We start from the raw sequence: 18,277 nt of genomic DNA, 5'->3' as shown, positions 1-18,277 counted from the left end.
TAATAGAACTTTTTCACTGAATTTTTTGTATTTGCTCATAATAGTTATCCATTTGAACAAAGCTCATACCGATCAACGGAATCACCAAATATAAAAAGATAAGACCATACATCGGGGCAAAACCAATCATCCTCCCCCAGATAGCCTTGCTGTCTATTATTTTTTCATACTCCTGTTTTCTTTGTTCGAAATAGTAGGACATATAGGATTCCAAATCATCGAAGGCCTCTCGAATCGTAATTTTACCCAAAGACAAATGGAGCTTGTCCACTAGACGTTGAAATTCCGGCAAAGGTGCCTCTTCTTTTAGCAAGTCGAGAGCTGCCTCTGGCCCGTGTTCATAATGAAGCAAACATTTTTGCAGAGGTCTTTTGAATATAACTGAAAATCTGTTCAGCCACTCCAATATCTCCTCGACAGACATTCGTTCCATAACCCGTAAAATGGAAATAACCGTTTGAAATTGATACACCTCATGCCTCATATCCAACCGACGCATTTTTCGTTGCAAATATAATAAAAGCATAGGCATTTGATAGGCTACATACCCAACAATCAAACTAATCAGTACTTCCCACCACTTGATGTATTCATCATTCCAATCTTTCAGCTTTTGGAGGATACGCCGAGTATTTGTGGATAGCTGTTCAGGAGTAGCAGTTCCATTAGCATTATGCTCTAAAACAACGTACGTTTGTTCGTATGTGCTGTTCGCCCTCATGTTCAGCGAATGCATGATTTTGCGATCAATCTCACTCTGCTTCGAAGCTTCTTTTTGCTCCACCGGACTTAAACGTCCAAACATTTGACCTGATTGTACTGGGGCGTGAAGGATATGCGTTTTCTCAGCTTCATGTAAAAAAAATATCGTACTGATGCTGAGCACCAATCCTACGATAAAAAGAGCCATTCTGCGTATGTAGAGCCACTCCAGCTTAACCTCCGCACCACTTTCCTTTAATAGACGGGTTATTTGGAAATAAGAAGACATATGCTGACGCGGAATTAAAGAATCCACCACATTACGAATGATGGGAAAACGGTATAGCTTCTGCTCCCAAACCCTCCGGCCTCTGCCCGCACGATATCCTGTCTCATCGGTCTGTTGCAGTTTCTGTAACAGGAAATAAGATACGATTATCACAATATAAACGGACAATTTCGTTATATAACCCAATTTTCCCTGATAAAACTCATCCATGGATGGAAAGCTGGATCTCGCCCATGTCTCGATTGGGGTCGTAAAGAAAACAGGTGCCAGTGCGATCACGTTTAGACTTTTTAACAGATAGTCCAGTTTATTTCTTCGCAGCAACTCCAACTGGATTTCGCGTGCGAGACTGCCGAGCCCCTTCAAATAAATGGAGCCCCCCTCATCAACCCGGTCACCAAACTCCATTACCATATATGAGATACCGGCAAAAGCTTTTAAAAATCGATTAGGAGCCGACTCATAGTATCTTTCCAATGCTTCGTGCGGATCAACATCTGTTAGCGCCTCATGGATGAGTCGTGCGTGTCTCCCAGCCTCTGCCTCCGCTAAATCGGCCGCTTCGGATATGGCTTCCTCCACCATACCGTGCTGATGGTAATAATGACGTACATTGGCGAATAATTCGATCATCTGTGCAAGTAGCCTTTTTTCCATCCGGCTAATGGCCATATCCAAAATAAGACTGTTGATTACCACTCCGCATAAAACAGCCAATATAGCAAACTCTATTCCTGGCTTCATCATGACCAGCACAACGCCACTGCAAGTAAAAGCCCCCCAGATGAACAGCGTCATCTTCATGGTCTGTAGGCGAAGCTTGTACTCATCGTAGGCATGCTGACCAGCTAGTCGCTTACGTACACTTGTGATGTATCCAGATAAAAAAGGCACCTTCATACACAGCGTGTACAACTTATGCAGTAAGGCTTGCAGCTCACGTTGAAGTACCGCTTTTCCTTTGCGACCTTCCTGAACAGAATGAATTCGTCCTCTGCGAACTGCATGACTACTTCGCTTACGCAACCCCCACAAAACTATATATAGAAGCGCAAAGCCCCCACCTGATATTAGTAAAATCCATAATAAAATTTCTTTAAGACTCATAGTCTTCCTCCCAATAGCGGGTCAAAAAACTGCGGAAATCTCTGGCATCCTTTACATTCATCTGCTCACACATTTCTTTTGCACTTTTGGCAGTAAGGGGCTCCATCGGTATATAGCTTCCGTTCCGATATTCCATAATGTGGCGATAACTATAGCTCGTTGAAACATTGGAGCCTGCATCCGTATGATCCGGGTCACGCGGCACACATTCTGTGATCCGTTCGATGTAGCGTCGCCCTTCCGCATCACGTTTGAGATGCACATCAAAGTTAATGACATGAACTACCTGTTCCTCAGCGATGCCTTCATGCTGAAATACTCCTGTTTTGAGCAATGAATTACGAAGTGAAAACACGAGATCACGAAATGTTTTGGCATGATGAGTAAAAATGGTGAACAGACTGGCAACCTGCGACATTTGAATCATCCAAGCAGCTACTTCATCACTTGCTACTTCGCCTAGGATATTAACGGTTCCATCTGTTTTTTTCTGCAAGTCAAGCCCTTGTTGTCCTGAAATATGGTCCGTTTCTCGAAAGGTAAGAATGTTACGGCGACTGTAAATGCTGCGTAGATGCAGTTCAAAGGCCATTTCTTGAACACGAAGCGTATACGAAGCATAAATATGCTTGACCATCGCCATTAACAACGTTGTCTTACCTGAACCCTGCGCGCCTGTAATAGCAGTAATCCGGCTGCCTTTCATTAAATAAGAAAGTAGCTGGATTGGAAAATCAGCATTCTGCCCCTTAATTAACTGTTCCAGCGATGCACTTTGAATATCGAATTTACGGATAAAGAAAGCCCACGATTCTGAGAAAGGAGGGCGCACCACCACTACCCGTGACCCATCCTTCATTTCGTTGACCTTATAACCATTCGCTTCGGAAAGCTGTCCCGGGTAATTGTATTTATAAATATTTTGGCACACCCTTTTAAGTTCACGCTCAGATCCGAAGGAAAGGAACGAAAGATGGATAGTTTTACCTTTATAAAAGATCCATACGCTCTCATAACCATTGGCAGTAGGCGCAGATGTTTGTTCAAATACATACCCATCCGAAGGCCAGTCTGATGATGCAGGAATCCCACCTTCCGGCATACCACTGACGCCCCCACTTACACCGTCGATCCGCTGGTCACGAATATCATCAATGACGGAAAAGCCTTTGTAATGCTGATAAATCCGCTGGACAATAATATCCACTTTCTCCAAAAAGGAAAGAGGGCGGTACTCACAGTCATAGATATAACGAATATCCTCTGCGGTAACGAGATAACTTCCATCTTCTTCACCTTGCTGTGAATACCTCATTTCGGCCAAGTCATAAGTATCCAGTAAACGTGATAGTGCATCAGCGCCAAACTTCTGCTGGTATTGGTAAAATATAATTTCGAATTGATCCTGTATGCTAAACAACTCAGGTCGGGAGAATGGCATAACAATATCGACAATTTTCTCGTTTAAGCCGTAACCGTTAATCAGAAGCTCAGCCATCAGATTTTTAACAAAACGTTTATCACCCATGCTGCCATTGGCACAGTCCTTTAACGCCCTGCGTAGTTCCGCCCTTTGATGGATACGCCGTCTATATTCCTCTTCATGCAATCCGGCATCCGCCATCTGGCTATGACTTAGTTCATGAAGTGCATTTTTGATATACTCTATTAATGTTTCGAATGTGGCATCTTCGTTCTTTTTTTCTACCCGAAGGGTTGAATGTCGCGAGTGAAGATTCCCTCGGTATTTAACAATAATCAGTACGATGCACATCAGTACTATACAGGTAAGAATCAATCCGTTGATCATTTGAGCGGACAGCATTTAAGCGCCCCTCTCCAAAGCCTTGAGCCGAAGATCGGACTCTGCCGCCTCCAGAATAGCTTTGCTGATATGCCGTATACTCTGCGCCCATCTCACGGGCATAAAAAGCTTGCGGTGCTGCTCTTTTCCACTTCGCACCTCACGCTGCACATGGCCGATCACATCCCTGCGGTTCCATGCGTCCATAAATCCGGTGCTATAAGGGACTGTATACAAAGCACCTTTGTAGCCATATCTCCTGCGAATATTCGTTTCATTCACTTGAGAATGCACATCATATTTCCCAAGTACAATCAATAAGGGTAACGATGAATAGGTAGATAACGGAGACACAGATTCAAAATAAGCGTCTAACTCTCGCATATTCTGAGTGAGTGAAAGAACGGCCAGTTTGGCTCGTGCACATGCTTCATGCTGTACAGCCCCCCACCCTGCTCCACTTCCTGCATCAATCAGCGTTAAATCATAATATTGATTCGCTGTATCTATTACTGCCCGTACAAGCCCTGGAGATAGTAACGGCGGTGCAGCTCCAAAGCTGGAGGTTCCCTCAAGTACATCCAAAGTATGTTCGAGTACAGGCGTCGTATAATTACGAATATTTTCTTTAGACAGTGTCCCTCGCAGAACTAAACGTGCGGCAGCATCCCAGCCCCCTTCCTGAAGCTGTAGGGTTGGATCGTCCATACCATACTCTTGTATAGGTAATCCTGATTCAATACCGGTATATTTACGACCCAAATGAGTCAATAATAGTCTTCCTCGATATAGATTGCCTATGGTAATTGCTATTGCTGCCGCCAAAGAGCTACTTCCACTAGCCCCCTTAATGGGGCTCCAAAACAAAATGGTACTCATGCTCTACTCCTTTCCGCACGCTTTAGCGCACGACGACTCACTTTTAATTCCCAACTCATCCATTCCCCAATACAACGGCATAATTGTTTCTTATACGTTCTGGATAGCGGTTTTAGTAGTAGCTGTTTTTTATGCTCATTTTCCAGTTTCAGAGCAAGCAGCCCCTCATCCCATGGCAGTACATATGGCTCTTGCTGCCAAAAAGCTGGGAAATGGTTCATGTATTCCCACAGGTACGGCTCCTCCACACCACAATCCACAGCCTGTAAAAAAAGCTTGTGAAATACAAGATCTTTAGGAAATTCAGGTTGACTGAATAAATGCTCAAGCCAATTCTGTCCGTTATGCATTAGCATGCGGCTATAATCACTGACCCAAACTCGGAGTTCTGCCCTTTTCCAAACAGAAATGGGGCAAAAATTAGGTAACTCTACATCCAAAATAACAATGTCATAAGCCTGCTCTGCCTTCTGATCAGCCGTCATACCTATATGCAGGTCTTCCCATGCTGTAAATCCAATTGCTACATCAAAACCACTAAACTGCGTAATGGGAAGTGGTTTGTCAAGCATCCCTATGCTATACCGATACCGTCCCCGCAGCGTAGCATCCACAAGCAGTACCTGTTGGCCGGAAGCTGCTAATATGCTGCTGATGTATAACAAGGTATCGCTTTTGTCACAAAGCCCGGCAAATATCCATGTTTTCATACTTCCGTTCCTTTTCTCTCATTTATTTGGCATACGGATCAGAGCTTCCGTCCTGCGTCAGAATCTTTGTTTGTTCTTGATGATCCTGCTCGTTCTCATATTCATTTCTTGTATCATCAATTCCGCTTGCTGGGTTTTCTATAGTAGCACCCGCATGCTGAGCTGCAATTTCCTCACTCAGACTCCTTTCCACAGGTGTTGAAATCACACTGTTTGATGAATTAATTGCATTTTCAAGGGAATCCCGCAGCTGCTTGGACAGCTTTTGTTCAGCAATGTGTATCAAATTTGGATCACTATTCATTAACGCTAACACCTGCGCATTAGGCGGATAGGTCGGGATTGCTTTGGGCTGAAATTGGGGATCGACATATGTCAGAGCATAAATGGATGCTTTATGCAGATAGGCATCAACAATCGCGCTCGAAAGCGATAATATTTCCTGCTCATTCAAAGTGACCCAGACAATTGGACCTTCCAGTCGGGAAATCTTCTTTTTAGATAATAGAATGTAATCCTGACCTGTTGGAAATTGAATGCGAATATCCACTTCGTCCCCCGACTTCAGGCTGTTGGGTAGTACCACCACCTTTAGCTCACGGTTGCGTAAATCTTTAGGTGTGGGTTCATCAGCAGTTATCATAGCCGATGTAAGCACAGATCCTTTTTTAAGCTCAATCTTGGCTGTGGTTCCGGAAACTTCACTTTTATCTGCCAGCAAATTTGATGGAGCCTGAGAACCGGGAACTTTAATTCCCTTCAAATCATTAGATGCAATCTGTTCACCTGGAGAAATGTCACGGACAACCACCCAGCCTTTTTTCGCGGTTCGTTGCTCCTGTTCATACACTTTCCATTTCAGTTCTGCCTCTACCTCAGCCTGTTTCCTGACCTCATTCATTTGATGGATATTAACCATAAGGTAGCCGGCAAAGATAATGCCAACAATCCCAGCGCCAATGCAACCGGCGTATAGTTTTTGTTTACTGCTTTTTCTTAGCTTAGACACACAACTTCTCCCCTGCCTCTTTTGATATATACCTTCTATCTAGCGCCGTCGCTTAAGGAATACGAAGCGTCTTCTCCGGGTATCTGGAATGACTCCGCGAAACAGTTCGTCCAACACCTGATCCATCTCATCATCCGGTTCGAAGGGGTCTGAGTGGAACGGTAGAGCAAATACTTTATTGTGATCCAGCTCCTTACGAAGCCTGCGGGCCGCCTCCGAGGTTGCCAATGGCAAGCAGTAATTCCATTTGTGCTGTGGATGGCGCTGAAGAGATCGGGCTAACCCTGCTATATCCTGAACTCTCCATTCGGCCCCTGAGCCAACGACGAGCGGATAATCGGCTCTCAAGAATTCTTCCAGTCGTTCATTGTCCTGCCCACTCCCCAGGTCCAGTACGATAAATCTATAGGAACCACCCAACAAAGAAATGACATCCGCACGAGATGTTTGTCGCCAGTAATGTACTCCATCGACTTCAAAACGCCGACTTGAACTCGATTGTCCAACAGATGTGCCTTCTACGACTTCTTGAAGTCGGGCAAATGCTTTGGCTGTGCTGTGCAGCTCAACCAAAGCTACGGAGCGGGACCTTCGAGCCAGATAGTGGCTCACCGCAATTGCTGTATGCGTAGCACCGGAGCCGGCAGATACACCCAGTACAGCCACTACCCTTGTACCTGCATAATCCAATGAGGCATCATTAACGGATATTCCTTGTTGAGCAGGCTGAAAATCAGCACTGTGCCGCAGTTCTCCAATGACCTCCCCGGCAGATTGAAATCGTTCCTCAGGATGCTGACGCAGCAGTTTTCGAATCACTGGGATCAAATGGCGGGGCAATTCTCCGCGAATATACCCTTCTACTCCCGCAGTCCACTCGCTATATTTGCCTCCTGTACAAAGATACAATAGCAGCGCTCCCAAACTGTATAAGTCTGAACGAGCATCCGTCTGACCAGCTCCATATTGCTCCGGAGCAGCGAAGCCCACTGTGCCCAGCTTTACCGTATCTTGATCCACCTCAGCCTTATAGCTCCTCGCTATTCCAAAATCAATCAGTATAAATTCCATTTCCGGTGTCAGCATAATATTCGTTGGTTTCAGATCCCGGTAAATGACTGGCGGTTGACGGGTATGCAAATAGTCCAACACATCCAGTACCTGCAAAGCGAATGGGACGATTTGCTCCTGTGGAATATAGCCTTGGTAGTCCTTCATGTATGCTTCCAGCGTAATTCCTTCGATGTAATCCATGACCAGATATACCGCACCAGATGGAGGATGCTCAAAAAAATCAACAATTCTCGGTAAACGTGGATGGCTTAGCGAAATCAGCATCTCTGCCTCCGTGCGTACAAGCTTCATCACTTGTGGCCCGGCAACCGACTCCTTCACCGCCCATTGCTTGCCTGGCAGTTTTAAATCCTCTGCCATGAACACGCGGCTCATTCCTCCCGAACCCAATGTGCGAACAATACGGTAACGCTCACCGATAATTGATCCGAATTCCAACTGTGATGGTTGCTTCATTATTCTCCTACCACCTTTCTCAAGCAGACAACGCAAAAAAGGGAAAGCTGCCGCAAAATCAAATTTCCATGTCGTCATGAAAACCGTTTTCGCGGGATGCTTTCCCTTGATTTAAACGTGATTATTATTTTTTAAGGAACAATTTGGATTTATTATATAGCATACCTGTATCCATTGTAAAGTATTATTTTCCATACTTGATCATGTACAGGGTGATCTCATCTCGGTTATGGAATAGCTGCTTAGCTCGTTGAATCTGCATGCCGGACTCTTCAAATGAAGCAATTACATCATGAATGAGCGCCAAAGGCTTTTTATGCATTAGCTTGACCGTAACGATAGCAGTACCACCACTTCGCAAACTATATAGTAAATCAGTAACGAGCCTTGCCATTTGCTTAGGACTCCAGCTCATATCACAAACCAGCAGATCGAACGAATTCTCTTTAAATTTGACTTCACTTGCATTTTTACGCAAAAAAGTCAGATTGGCGTACTTCATCAGTGATGGCTCCATCTTTGCCGGATCAACCGCTGTAACTTTCAGTCCCCGTTCCAGTAAGAAGGAAGTCCATCCACCCGGTGCTGCCCCAATATCCAGTCCCTGATGGAAAGCGGCAAAATCTATGCCGAACGTTGCTTCTGCTTCCAATAGCTTGAATTTGGCACGAGAAATTTGTCCATCTTCTTTTCGAAAACGAACCGCTCCTCCGCTCCAATCCGATAGATTGTCCTCAGGACGCGATACACCTGCATACCACGTATCTGTATCTGCAAAAACGGACACAATAAGATCGGCGCCTTGTACTGTCTGCTCCATAGGTAGATCACTTAATTGTTCACTCAAAGCCTGCTTGAGCGCACCTGCGCTTTCAATCCAACTGCTATTAGATCCTTTGCGCACTTGTAAAGAAACACGTTGATCCATCAGTTCCTTGCGGTTACGGATGAATGCAACCAGACGCTCCTGTACCTGAACCAGGTCCGTTCCTTCTTCCTGAAAATGAACAGGAAATAAGTGACGTAAAAACATCGGCGGCTGACCTGTAATTGTCCTCACTGCCTCAATTTCTTCCGCAGGTAGTGTAGCCAGAAAAATTTCACCAGGTAAAAGCATCGTGCTTTTAACAGAGCCAAATATTCTTCTAAGCTCCTCTTGAGCATAGGGTGCAAAACCGTGATTGGCTGTACAAACAAATCTTGATGATGACAAAGTAGATTCACTTTGTTCATCTGTACTGATATATAGTTCCTCCAAAATAACATTACCCTCCAGTGCACACCCGAATCCAGGGGCGTTCTCCATCCCAATCCAGCTCAACCGGAACTTCATATGTGTGCATAATCAATTCTTTCGTTAAAACTTCCTTTTTCGGGCCAGCTGCTGCGACCTTACCATCACGAATCAATGCAACATGCGTAAAGAGGGGGACAATCTCCTCAATGTGATGAGTCACATAGACCACTGATAACTCCCGCTTGCGGAGCCGATCAATCTCGACCAGCATTTTTTCCCGCTCAAATAGATCCAACCCGGCACAAGGCTCGTCCATAATTAGCAGACGAGGTTCTGCCATCAGTGAGCGGGCCAGCATCACCTTTTTACGTTCTCCTTGAGATAACGTCCCCAGCGGGTGATGAATCAAGTCGCCTAAATTCATACCCTCCAGCAAAGATATGGCCTTTTCTTTTGCCTCTGTCGGAATTTCCTGATAAAAGCGCAAAAAAGCATACGCACCTGTAGCGACCACTTCCCAAACGGGATCTTTTAGCGCCAGCTTTTCCAACAAAGTCTGGCTGATATATCCGATTTGTTTGCGAACTTCCCGCACATCACATTGACCATACATTTGCCCAAGGACTTCAACCGTACCACGACTTGGAAACATATACCCTGTCATCATTTCCAGCAATGTTGTTTTACCGGAACCATTGCGACCCAGAATAGCCCAATGTTCACCTTCTCGTATGTCCAGGCTTACATCGTCCAAAATCCGTCTTTCTTCCCGCTGCAACGTAATGCTCTTCATGGATATCATTCCATCACGCTCCTTATTTTGCTCAGCAAGTGTTCTACAGATTCCATTTTGTAGATGATTTCAGGATTTTTGTTTTCACCATTATATATAAGAAGCGCTGGAACACTGGATATCCGGTACTCCTGTACCAGTTCAGGAATATAGTTAATGTTGCTCTGCACCACTGCTTCTTCAGGGAGCAAATACTCTGCTACCTCCAGCATTTTACGGGCAGCCGCGCATGTTCCACACATGGGAGTGTACACAAACAAAGCCAGCTTGCATCCCTCCCATATGGCACGGCGCACCTCTTTTTGTCCGATCTCTTTCATCGTTCAGACCCTTTTCTGATCTCTCGCATACGTTCCTCTGGTATGGGCCCGTTATGCACGGTGACTCCCTCTGGCTTATTCGCATAGAGTAGCTCGTACATGGCTCGCCGCCCCTCTGGACTGGAGGAATGCAAGTAAATTTCAAGTGGATATAACCGTTTCCCTGCGATAGCAGCAGCCACATCCTTTCCCGTAGGCTGACCTGGACCCAAATCATAATCTAGCGATAGTATTGAAATAGGGTATTCATGAAGTAGCAGCAGACACTCATCCGCATCTCTTGCCAGCTTAAAGCCCGGAGGACAAGGCCGATAATCGTCCATAAACAAATACATCAACTTCTCCTCCTTTTTCCCATAAATGCAAGCTCACAAGCCTCAAAGATAGTTATTACCAATCAGACCGATTTACTCCCAGCTTAGAATCATTTGAATATCCTCCTGATGTGTCCCATCAGGTCCCGTCCCACTCTCCAAAACGATAGGAATACCTCTTACAGCCTCCTGATCTGTCATCCAACGCATTCCTTGAGTACCAATGTAGCCTTGGCCCACACGGGCATGTCTGTCTTTTTTAGAGCCATACGGGTATTTAGAATCGTTCAAATGAACTCCGCACAGAGCTGACCAATAGCCGAGACGATTCCCTTTTTCGATCAAAGCCTCGTCCATTCCACCGTTCCATAATCCCGCTGCATACGCATGACAAGTGTCAAAGCAAAAGCCGATACTGTCAGGATTCTGGCACAACTGACGGATTTGCACCAGTTCCTCAAGCGTGGTTCCCATGGGCCCGTGATCCCCCGCCTGATTTTCAATCAATATTTTAGCTTTTCCTTGCCAGCCTTCCAGCACATCATTAAAACAGTTAATAATGTTACGATAGCCCTCTAGTGGGTCTGACGAATGCAGATGCCCAAAATGAACGACGATCCCTTTTGACCCACAGGCTTCAGCAATATCCAGATCATTGCGTAATGAAGCAATCGTCAGCTCATAAAGTTCCTGACCACGCTCGGACCCATGAGCCGGATTAACAGGATATGGTGAATGAGCAATGGATTGAAGCTGGTGCTCTAAACAGTAAGCGTTGCAAGCAGCAGCATCAGTAGCACTCCATTCCTTCAGTCTAAGACTACGAGGATTTTTCGGGAAATATTGAAATGAACGTCCCCCCTGCTCTCGCGCACGCATAGCGGCTTTGGAAAAGCCACCACGCGTACTCACATGGGAGCCGATGAGCAATTTAGGCATCATGCTGCTGTACCGGGCAATAAAATGCTTTTTTCCCCGCCAGTTCAACCCTTACAATTTTTCCGCCACTTGGAGATTCTTCTCCTTCGCGGTCATATACTCGACACTGATGATCAAATCCACCTGTTAGCGTGTCCCCCTCCATTAGAGGCATTTCCATGTACCCGCCTTCCGCAGTAGCTTCACGTAGTACGGATTGAGTGGCATGATATAGCTTTTCCACTTTTTCTGGCGACTGCACAATGTTTTGTACTTTGGAACCCGGTGTAAATCCGGCGATATAAGCAATTTCGTCCGAATAACAATTGCCAATACCCGAAAAAATCTGCTGATTCACCAGCGTTGTTTTCAAAATCCCCCGGCGTCCCTTCAGCCGTGCTGTAAACTTTTCCAATGTCATGCGGCGGTCTAACGGATCAGGTCCCAGGTCTGACAAAGCCTCCTCTGTTTCTTTAGCCGTCAGCAAGTGCAGATAACCTAAGCGCAGTCCGATAAAATAAAGCTTTAATCCACTAAAATCTAATTCGATCTGAACTGTACGATCTGGACGCTGCTCCTCCGTTCCCAGATATAACAGTCCTCCCAACATCAGATGAAGTACGAGCCGCCCGCCCGTGTTTAAATGAAAAATCAAATGCTTGCCTCGACGCTCTAAATATACAACGGTCGTTCCCAGCAATTGCTTCTCAAACGTTTCCACTTCAGTATTAATGGACTTTTCACGACTAACCGTCACTCCAGTAATCGGAATGTCCAAAATTTGTTTTGATAATAAGATTCTGTAGTTTTCCATTTCAGGAAGTTCCGGCATATCAACATCTTTCCTTTCGTAGCTACATAGCTTTTAATTCTCGCAAGTTTTGTAAGACATATACTTTCTATTATTTCAGCTCTTCTTTCATCCAGTCCTGCAGTTCAGCGAGATTTTCAAACATCAGGTCAGGTTTCACTCCAACGGTACGCACATGTTCATCCATATTAGCGCGGGTCGTCACGCCCGACAGGATCAGAGCTGTTTTACAACCTGCTGCTGCACCTGCCGCAATATCTGTAAGCATATTATCGCCCACAACCAGAGCTTCATCCGCCCTAATGTTTAAGCGGTTCAGCGCATAGTTCATCAATACGCTTGAAGGCTTACCGATGACAATAGGCTTTACCTGTGAAGCCGCTTCAATTGCAGCTCCAATCGTACCTGCACCTGGCGTTAGCCCATCATGTGAAGGCAATTGGAGATCCGGGTTTGTCAAAATAAAAGTTGCTCCTTCCCGAATCCAACGCATGGCAGCGGCCAGCGCATCATATGTAAATTGACGATCTATCCCCTGCACCACATAATCAGGATGGTTCTCAACAAGCTGCAAACCGGCTCCTGTGAGTGCATCGCGTAATCCTGTTTCACCAATACAATAGACACGAGCTCCAGGACTTTGCTGTGCAACATATTGTGCAGCTGCTAACGCCGAAGTATATACTTCATGGCTGGCCGCTTCAATTCCCATACCAACCAAATGCTCAGCCACCGATTCGGGTGTACGTGAAGCATTGTTTGTAACATAAGCATAAGGTATCTGGTCTGTACGCAATCGGGATATGAACAGATCCGCACCCTTGATCATCCGATTTCCATGATAAAGTGTTCCATCCAGATCAATTAGTAACGATTTTATCGCAATCCCCTCCCCCACTTCAAATCCATTCACATCAGAGCATTGAAAATTATAATTCATCCCATGAACGATGTTCTCCTTCTTATTTAACCACCTTAATTATTCAGGTCATAAAATAATCGGCCGTCTCCATTCATCTCATCTATCTTAAGTCAAAAATGCTTATGAAGTCCATGAATTGCTGGTAAACCCTCCAAAATGGCGCCATTCCTCGCTAAAAGCCGTCGCTTTCACATGACATAAGTTCACTTCTTCGTCGAAATCCATCGAAGGAGCTATTTCCTCAAAGGAAATCTCCTGTATTTCCTGGTCATACTCAAGAAATAGAATCCTTTAAATTCGATATATAGAAACTCGAATATGACACGCCTCTATATGTGGTAGAACAAATTCATCCCCCACCACCGTGTACGGGTTCTCATCTCTTGTCGCATCCTGCGCTTTCCCGGAAAATAATTTGGGTGAAAAACAAAGGCACCGGGGCAAGCCCCGGCACCCATGAACATATCTTCTCCAATCGTTTATTAACCGATATCGGGTACCGGTAACAACACATGCTGCTCCGCAAGCAATGAATTGGGAAATATGCTTTGCGCTTCCTCCAGCAATGGCTGAAGCTGCTCCTGATCTTTATACCTAGAACTAAAATGCGTCATGATTAGCTGACCCGCACCTGCGGCTTTTGCAGCTTCCGCTGCTTGAAGCGCCGTACTATGATGATACTCGTATGCTGTATCTGACAGTTCATGCAGAAAAGTGGCTTCATGAACGACGACAGTTGCATCTTGAGCCAGCACTACCGTATTCGGACAAGGTCTCGTATCCCCTAAAATCGTGATAATACGCCCTTTTTTCGGCGAACCCAGTACATCCTGAGGATGCAAAATAACTCCACCTTCTACCTCCACGCTTTCCCCACGCTTTAACTTACCGTACACCGGGCCGGGCTTAATACCATATCGCTCCAACAGCTCTTGGTTAAGCTTACCGGGCTTATCCATCTCTACAACTCGGTAGCCATAGCTGTCGATCCGATGATCCAGCAAAGCTGACTCCACCCGGAATTGACCGTCATCAAACAGAACCCCGCCCGTATGCTCCACAATATGTAGTTGGTAATTGATACGCGATTGACTGATCCCTAAAGATAGCTCGATATATTGCTGGATTCCAGGCGGTCCATATACCGTCAGTGGTGTCGTTCCCCCCTGATACGCCCTGCTCGACAGCAGTCCCGGCAGACCGAAAAGATGATCCCCATGCAAATGGGTGATAAATATTTTTTCAAGTCTGCTTAGTTTGAGCGGCGAACGCAATACCTCTTGTTGAGTGCCTTCGCCACAGTCGAACAGCCACATGCTTCTTCGTTCTTCCAGCAAACGAAGAGCGATGGACGTTACATTTCGCTGAATCGTAGGCACCCCTGCATTTGTACCGAGAAAATAAAATTCCATAACATTAACCTTCTTCCTGCTGACCAGCAAAAAACCTCCGAAGCTCGGAGGATATTTGCTATCCTATCTGATAAAGGTGTTAAACCTTTTCGACGTTAAAATACTGCGCCTGAGGGTGGCTGAACACCATGGCTGATACAGAAGCCTCCGGTTCCATCATAAACCCTTCCGTCAGCTCAACGCCAATATCCTCAGGTTTTAACAACTGGAACAACGGCCCCTGATCCTCCAGATCTGGACATGCCGGATAGCCAAAGGATACCCGTATGCCTTGATATCTGGCACCGTGTCGCTGTTTCATTGTCATATCGGCAGGGTCTGGGAACCCCCAGCTATCCCTGATAATATGGTGAAGCCGTTCCGCTAACCCTTCTGCTACTTCGAGTGCTACCGCTTGAAGTGCATGCGAGCGCAGATAATCCCCTTTATCTTTCCACCGGGTAGATATCTGCTGAATCCCATGACCAGCTGTAACGACCATGAAACCTACATAGTCCATAACCCCGGATTCCACTGATTTCAAGAAATCAGCCAGACATAGATAAGGCTCTACCTGCTGGCGCGGGAATGTAAATGTGTGCAGTACCTTGCTCACATCCGACGGATCATAGATCAGAATTTGATTTCCTTGGGACTGCGCTGGAAAGAAACGATACATAGCATGTGCCTGGATGATTCCGTCCGTCACAGCTTCAAACATGATGCTGTCCACGGTTTCCTTCAACTGAATCGCTTTCGGATCTTCCGAAGCCAGCAGCTGCTCAACATTGCCTTTTAAACCAAGATGATGCCCCATTAGCATTTGCATATTCACGTAAGGCAAAATATAATTCAGTGGATAATTACGCAGTACATGACGATCCGTATCTGGTGGAATATAGACGGGCAGATCCTGAGCAATGTTAGAGCGCACAGCTCGAGTGAGCTTAGGGAGCGGCTTAGCTTCCACGACTATTGCCGCTTCAGCCTCCCGCTCAGCCTCCATGTCCTCAGCCATTTTTTTGCGGGACTCAGGATTCATAAGCTTGTTGGCAATATCCAGCCCATCCATAGCATCCTTTGCATAGGCAACCAGACCATCATACTCAGGACGGATACGATTTTTAGTGAACTTACGTGTTAAAGCAGCTCCACCAACCATTATTGGAATATCAATATTCGCATTTTTCAAATCCTGTGCGGTCAGCACCATTTGTTGTGCCGATTTAACAAGCAGTCCGGATAAGCCAATCATATCGGCCTTTTCTTCACGGTAAGCCTCAATAATGCGTTCTGGTGGTACTTTTATACCCAGATTCACGATATGGTAACCATTGTTGGATAGAATAATCTCCACCAGATTCTTACCAATGTCATGCACATCACCTTTGACTGTAGCCAACAAAATCTTACCTTTTACTGAGGATTCATTCTTCTCCATGAACGGCTCTAAATAGGCTACGGACGCCTTCATCACTTCAGCGCTTTGCAGCACCTCCGCAACAATCAGTTCATTATTGTTAAACAGTCGTCCTACTTCCTCCATCCCCTTCATCAGCGGGCCGTTAATAATCTCCAGCGAAGAATATTTCACGAGCGCTTGCTCCAGATCCGGAATGAGTCCCTCCTTACTTCCCTCGACTACATAGGAAGCCAGTCGTTCTTCGAGCGAAAGGTTTGATATCTTTTCTTTTTTCTCCACTTTCTTGTTACGGAAAGCTGCTACAAAAGCGGATAAAGTATCGTCATTTGTTTTATAGATCAAGTCTTCCGCAAGTTTCCGCTCATGCTCTGGAATGGATGCATAACGTTCAAGCTTCTCAGTGTTTACAATCGCATAGTCCAGACCTGCTTTGGTGCATTCATATAAATAGACGGAATTGAGCACTTCACGACCCGCTTCCGGCAAACCAAAAGATACGTTACTGATGCCCAGGATGGTATGCACCCCGGGAAGCGCTTCTTTAATAATGCGAATGCCCTCAATGGTTTCCTTAGCTGAACCGATATATTGCTCATCACCTGTTCCTACTGGGAATACGAGCGTATCAAAAATTAGATCCTCCGCTGCCAAACCGTAACGGTTCACCAACAGATCATAAGAACGTTTAGCTACCTCAAGCTTATCCTCACGTGAAATAGCCTGTCCGCGTTCATCAATTGTTCCAACAACAACAGCGGCGCCGTACTTATGAATAAGAGGAGCCATTTTCTCAAATTTCTCTTCACCATCCTCCAAATTAATGGAGTTAATTATTGCCTTGCCTTGCGAATATTGAAGTGCTTTATCAATGACTTTAATATCCGTGGTATCAATCACTAAAGGTACCTTTACCTTGTTTACAACCAGTTTCAAAAATGCTTCCATATCCGTCATTTCATCGCGATCCGGGTCCTGCACACAAATATCAATGACATGCGCTCCGCTTTTTACCTGAGCACGGGCAATTTCAGATGCCTCTTCATATTTGCCTTCCACGATCAAACGCTTGAATTTGCGGGAGCCCAGAACATTCGTTCGCTCACCAACCATATACGGACGATTGTCCTGTTCAATATATACAGGCTCAATGCCCGATACGGCAGGAGGATGATGACCTACCAGCGGACGCGGCTCAAACTGCGCCATACTTTCACTCATAACTCGAATATGCTCAGGCGTGGTACCACAACAACCCCCAGCAATATTCAACCAGCCTTTTTCAGCAAAAGCAGCCATTTTACGTGCTAATGAATCAGGCGATTCATGGTATTGGCCATTTTCATCGGGCAAGCCCGCATTTGGATAACAGCTAATAGCTGCAGAGGACATTTCAGACAGAGAGCGAATATGATCACGCATAAACTCTGGACCTGTAGCACAATTCAATCCAATCGAAATTGGGTGCAAGTGTTCCAGTGATATGCAAAAGGATTCGATATTTTGTCCGGCCAACGTCGTTCCCATAGGCTCAATCGTGCCTGAAATCATTAGCGGAAGCTCGATACCTGTCTGCTCAAAAGCTTGCCGAATTCCGATGCTTCCAGCTTTGACGTTAAGCGTATCCTGTGAGGTCTCCAAAAGGAGTACATCCACGCCGCCTTCAATAAGCGCCAAGGCCTGCTCTTGATAGCTTTCAATCAGCTCAGCAAATGTAACCCCACCTGTGACAGACAAGGTTTTCGTGGTTGGGCCCATAGCTCCTACTACAAAACGAGGCTTGTCCGCAGTGCTGTATTTATCCACCGCGTTACGCGCCAGTTTGGCCGCCACCAGATTAATTTCACGGGCACGTTCTGGTATATCGTAATCCGCCAAAACGACGGATGTTGCTCCAAATGTATTCGTTTCAATTAGATCTGCTCCGGCCTTCAAGTATGCTTCATGAATCCCTTGAATGACATCCGGTCTCGTTAAGACCAGCATTTCATTACAGCCCTCCAGCTCTTCCCCACCAAAATCATCGGGGGAAAGGTCTTCCTGTTGAATCATGGTGCCCATGGCCCCATCAAGAAGGAGTATTCTTCGTTGTAATGCATCCTGCAAGCTAACTTTATCCAA

15 protein-coding genes are annotated in these 18,277 nt (G+C 45.6%); all 15 read right to left on the bottom strand.

Features of this window, described 5'->3' with window-relative positions; genetic code table 11:
- Positions 1 to 13 precede the first annotated feature (13 nt).
- A complete protein-coding gene (locus tag MHB54_RS25415) occupies positions 14 to 2,098 on the bottom strand; it encodes a hypothetical protein (protein WP_071558655.1) in 2,085 nt (694 codons plus the stop codon).
- Positions 2,088 to 3,923, bottom strand: a complete 1,836-nt coding sequence (locus MHB54_RS25410; RefSeq protein WP_053325607.1) for an ATPase, T2SS/T4P/T4SS family — start codon at positions 3,921 to 3,923, stop codon at positions 2,088 to 2,090. The genes MHB54_RS25415 and MHB54_RS25410 overlap by 11 nt, the downstream gene beginning before the upstream one ends.
- Entirely contained in the window at positions 3,924 to 4,781 is an 858-nt protein-coding gene (locus MHB54_RS25405; RefSeq protein WP_023988988.1) for a hypothetical protein, read from the bottom strand. It abuts the gene before it with no gap.
- The gene (locus MHB54_RS25400) at positions 4,778 to 5,491 is read right to left on the bottom strand and encodes a hypothetical protein (protein WP_023988989.1); all 714 of its coding nucleotides are present in this window, start codon (positions 5,489 to 5,491) and stop codon (positions 4,778 to 4,780) included. Before MHB54_RS25400 ends, MHB54_RS25405 begins: the two co-directional genes overlap by 4 nt.
- A 22-nt stretch (positions 5,492 to 5,513) precedes the next feature.
- Positions 5,514 to 6,500: an SAF domain-containing protein gene (locus MHB54_RS25395; RefSeq protein WP_023988990.1), complete on the bottom strand. Its 987-nt coding sequence runs from the start codon at positions 6,498 to 6,500 to the stop codon at positions 5,514 to 5,516.
- Between the two features lie 39 nt (positions 6,501 to 6,539).
- Positions 6,540 to 8,033 (bottom strand): serine/threonine-protein kinase, encoded by a 1,494-nt coding sequence (locus MHB54_RS25390; protein ID WP_080751676.1) that lies wholly within the window; start codon positions 8,031 to 8,033, stop codon positions 6,540 to 6,542.
- 181 nt (positions 8,034 to 8,214) lie between these two features.
- Positions 8,215 to 9,273: an SAM-dependent methyltransferase gene (locus MHB54_RS25385; RefSeq protein WP_053326575.1), complete on the bottom strand. Its 1,059-nt coding sequence runs from the start codon at positions 9,271 to 9,273 to the stop codon at positions 8,215 to 8,217.
- A gap of 22 nt (positions 9,274 to 9,295) precedes the next feature.
- On the bottom strand, positions 9,296 to 10,069 hold the full coding sequence (locus MHB54_RS25380; RefSeq protein ID WP_023988993.1) for an ABC transporter ATP-binding protein: 774 nt from the start codon (positions 10,067 to 10,069) through the stop codon (positions 9,296 to 9,298).
- Positions 10,066 to 10,380, bottom strand: a complete 315-nt coding sequence (locus MHB54_RS25375; RefSeq protein ID WP_023988994.1) for a thioredoxin family protein — start codon at positions 10,378 to 10,380, stop codon at positions 10,066 to 10,068. Before MHB54_RS25375 ends, MHB54_RS25380 begins: the two co-directional genes overlap by 4 nt.
- On the bottom strand, positions 10,377 to 10,715 hold the full coding sequence (locus MHB54_RS25370; RefSeq protein ID WP_264453691.1) for a cyclic-phosphate processing receiver domain-containing protein: 339 nt from the start codon (positions 10,713 to 10,715) through the stop codon (positions 10,377 to 10,379). The genes MHB54_RS25375 and MHB54_RS25370 overlap by 4 nt, the downstream gene beginning before the upstream one ends.
- Positions 10,716 to 10,787: 72 nt before the next feature.
- Entirely contained in the window at positions 10,788 to 11,636 is an 849-nt protein-coding gene (locus tag MHB54_RS25365) for a deoxyribonuclease IV (protein WP_264454829.1), read from the bottom strand.
- Positions 11,626 to 12,444 (bottom strand): Fpg/Nei family DNA glycosylase, encoded by an 819-nt coding sequence (locus MHB54_RS25360; protein ID WP_028541727.1) that lies wholly within the window; start codon positions 12,442 to 12,444, stop codon positions 11,626 to 11,628. The genes MHB54_RS25365 and MHB54_RS25360 overlap by 11 nt, the downstream gene beginning before the upstream one ends.
- Before the next feature lie 70 nt (positions 12,445 to 12,514).
- Positions 12,515 to 13,363, bottom strand: a complete 849-nt coding sequence (locus MHB54_RS25355) for a TIGR01457 family HAD-type hydrolase (RefSeq protein ID WP_081047481.1) — start codon at positions 13,361 to 13,363, stop codon at positions 12,515 to 12,517.
- 464 nt (positions 13,364 to 13,827) lie between these two features.
- The gene (gene rnz / locus MHB54_RS25350) at positions 13,828 to 14,757 is read right to left on the bottom strand and encodes a ribonuclease Z (RefSeq protein WP_053325610.1); all 930 of its coding nucleotides are present in this window, start codon (positions 14,755 to 14,757) and stop codon (positions 13,828 to 13,830) included.
- 79 nt (positions 14,758 to 14,836) lie between these two features.
- Complete coding sequence (gene metH, locus MHB54_RS25345) at positions 14,837 to 18,277, bottom strand: methionine synthase (protein WP_068942630.1); 3,441 nt, start codon at positions 18,275 to 18,277, stop codon at positions 14,837 to 14,839.

The sequence above is a fragment of the Paenibacillus sp. FSL M7-0802 genome, from assembly GCF_038004945.1.
Lineage (GTDB): Bacteria > Bacillota > Bacilli > Paenibacillales > Paenibacillaceae > Paenibacillus > Paenibacillus polymyxa_B.
This window is presented reverse-complemented; position numbering and strand designations above follow the sequence as displayed.